This is a genomic window from Serratia sp. (in: enterobacteria) (assembly GCF_046715635.1).
Classification (GTDB): domain Bacteria; phylum Pseudomonadota; class Gammaproteobacteria; order Enterobacterales; family Enterobacteriaceae; genus Chania.
The window spans coordinates 1-3,178 of record NZ_JBKJYW010000107.1 but is presented as its reverse complement, the minus strand read 5'-3'; the positions used below and the strand labels follow the sequence as shown (position 1 = coordinate 3,178).

The window sequence follows — 3,178 nt, the reverse complement described above, 5'->3', positions numbered from 1 at the left end:
GTAATACTCTTCCTGCACGCTGTCGACACGCCCAATCTCTACCACGTCATCATCGCTATAGGTATCCAGCGCATACAGCGTTGGCGCCACGAAGATCGCATTGTGGTACAGGCCAAAAGCCTTCATCAGGGCCGCATCGTCAAACTCTCCCAGTATCTCGACCTTGATACCTTGCGTGTTAAACCAGTTGAGCAGCTTACGCCCCAACATCGAACGCCTTCCCGGTATCAGCAAACGACGCTGTTCCAGACAGGCTGGAAACGGCAAATCGGGTATCGGCTGACGACAGAAGAAGCTGACCCCACACTCGCCCAGCTTAAGTGAAAACAAACCTTCCTGCTGGCTGGAATCGACCGGACAATCCGACAGGATCATATCCAGCTTATGCTGGCTCAGTTGCTCAAGCAGCATCTCATGGGTTGATTCAAAGCAGCGCAGATGGATTTGCTCATTGTCCACCACCACCGCGGTTTCCAATACCTGGCTGACCAAACGTTTGGATAGCGCATCCGCGACGCCCACGTCAAACAGCAGGTTGGACTCCTTGCGGTAGTTGACGATATCCAGCATTTCCTGGCTGAGCATAAACATCTTGTCGGCATAGCGGAACACCAATTGGCCTAGCTCGGAAGGTACCAACCCACGCCCCTGGCGCTTGAACAGCTTACCGTTGAGCCGTTCTTCCAGTGCCTTGATTTGGCCGGTGATGGTCTGCGGCGTGAGGAACAGGGCTTCTGCCGCACCTACTACCGACCCCTCCTTGCAGACCTGCCAGAAATAATACAGATGGTTAAAATTGATATGAGACATTCTCAAAACGCTCTCTCCTTAGGTTTCTCATCGGCAAACGGTCTGCCGTGATGAGCGACAAACTCCCTATCGTTAAATTTCAGACAACACAAAGTCATCTTTATCCCAAGTGCAGCGCGGCTGACGAAGCCACGCTACCGCTACTATTGTAATCGCCCTTCAGCAACAAGGCGTCAACACAAAGGTCATCGACTGCGAGGCAAAGTAAAACGCAGCAGGCCGTAACCCACTACCGCAGCGCTGGTCGATCCCAATAGTATGCCTAATTTGGCATAGGTACTGAGAGCCACATCCGCATCGGCGAAAGCCAATGAGGCAATAAAAATCGACATGGTGAAACCAATACCACAGAGCACGGCCACGGCAAACACCTGTTTAAAGCCGATATCCTGCGGCAAACGTGCGATCCCCAGCTTAACCGCCAGCCAGCAGAAAACAAAAATCCCCAGTGGCTTACCGATAAACAGCCCGGCAGCAATCCCCAGCGGCAACAGTGAAGTCAACCCGCTCAGGGACACCCCTTGCAGCGACACACCCGCGTTGGCAAAGGCAAACAGCGGCAGGATCAGGAAGGCGACCCAAGGGTGCAGCTCATGCTCCAGGGTTTCAGAGGGCGAAGGCTCACTCTTGGCGTTCAGCGGGATCATAAAGCCGACAATCACCCCCGCCAGCGTCGCGTGAACGCCTGACTTGAGGATCGCTACCCACAGCACCAATCCAACCATCATATACAGCGAGGTCTTACCCACTCCCCGCCAGTTCATCACTGCCAATACCGCAATCGCGGCAGCTGCAACGCCCAATGCCACCATCGAGACCTGATGGGTGTAGAACAACGCGATAATGATGATGACCCCAAGGTCATCGATAATCGCCAAGGCCAGCAGGAATACTTTCAGGCTGGTCGGCACCCGGTTGCCCAGTAAGGCCATCACGCCCAAGGCAAAGGCAATATCCGTTGCCGCCGGGATCGCCCAACCCTGGCGAGTGACTTCATCGGCACCGTTGAACAACAGATAGATCAACGCCGGAGCCAGCATACCACCTAGGGCCGCAATCGCCGGGAAGATAGCTTTGTCACGCCCGGCCAACGAGCCTTGCAGCAGTTCGCGTTTGACCTCAAGCCCGACAACCAGGAAGAAGATGGCCATTAAACCGTCGTTAATCCACAGCAGCAGCGGTTTGGCAATGTCCAGCGAGGCGATACTGACCGCCACGGGTAAGTTAAGGAAGGCCTGATACAGCCCCTGTACGGGGGTATTAGCCATGATCAAAGCCACCACGGCGGCAGCGATCAGAATAATGCCGCCAGCGGCTTCTTGACGCAAAAATTGACGAATAATAGTAGTCACAGTACGTCACTCCAGCAAAATAACCAGGCGTGAATACGCCTTGGTTTCCAGACAATGCAACGAGTATAGATGAGGAATAACATCGAAAAAAGCAGTTTATAAATGCAAAACAACTCGAAAAAACCGATCAATTTAGATCTTATGTCACATTTTTTATAGGGATATCGACAATGAGTTTTGCAGCAAAGAAAAACCCCGGCTTGGGTGGCCGGGGTTTGAGGATGGACACGTGGGAAGCGTTGATTAACGAGTCAGGTCGTCAAAAAACTTTTTCACACCGTCGAAGAAGCTTTTCGAACGCGGGCTGTTTTTATCCCCAGAAGGGCCACCCAGGCTCTCTTCCAGCTCTTTGAGCAGCTGCTTCTGCTTATCGTTCAGGCTCACCGGCGTTTCTACCACCACGCGGCACAGCAGGTCACCCTGGCTGCCACCCCGTACCGACTTCACCCCTTTGCCACGCATGCGGAACAGTTTACCGGTCTGAGTTTCCGCCGGGACTTTCAGCTTGACGCGGCCATCCAGCGTTGGCACTTCAATCTCACCACCCAAGGCAGCCATCGCAAAGTTGATCGGCACTTCGCAGTAGAGGTTATTGCCTTCACGTTCGAAGATCGGGTGAGCGCTCACCTGAACCTGTACGTACAGATCCCCTGCCGGCGCGCCGTGTTCACCGGCTTCACCTTCACCCGCCAGGCGGATGCGGTCGCCAGTATCTACGCCCGCCGGAATTTTCACCGACAGGGTTTTGGATTTCTCTACGCGGCCATGTCCGTGACATTTATTGCACGGATCCTTGATGATCTGACCACGCCCGTGGCAGTGCGGACAAGCCTGCTGCACGGTGAAGAACCCTTGGCGCATCTGCACCTGGCCCTGACCATGACAGGTTGGACAGGTTGCCGGCGAACTGCCCGGCTTGGCACCGTTGCCATGGCAGACATCACACTCTTCCAGCGTTGGAATACGGATCTCTTTGGTCACGCCACGCACGGCTTCTTCGAGCGTCAGATCCATGT

At 54.3% G+C, this 3,178-nt stretch carries 3 protein-coding genes; all 3 read right to left on the bottom strand.

Translation table 11 applies throughout. The features are described 5' to 3' along the window. A partial coding sequence (gene nhaR, locus ACLQ7H_RS05220) for a transcriptional activator NhaR (RefSeq protein WP_411751758.1) occupies positions 1-816 on the bottom strand: 816 nt, incomplete at its 3' end. 179 nt (positions 817-995) lie between these two features. After that, a complete protein-coding gene (gene nhaA, locus ACLQ7H_RS05215) occupies positions 996-2,162 on the bottom strand; it encodes a Na+/H+ antiporter NhaA (RefSeq protein WP_411751757.1) in 1,167 nt (388 codons plus the stop codon). A gap of 243 nt (positions 2,163-2,405) precedes the next feature. Continuing rightward, on the bottom strand, positions 2,406-3,178 hold a 773-nt coding region (locus ACLQ7H_RS05210), incomplete at its 5' end, for a molecular chaperone DnaJ (RefSeq protein ID WP_411751756.1).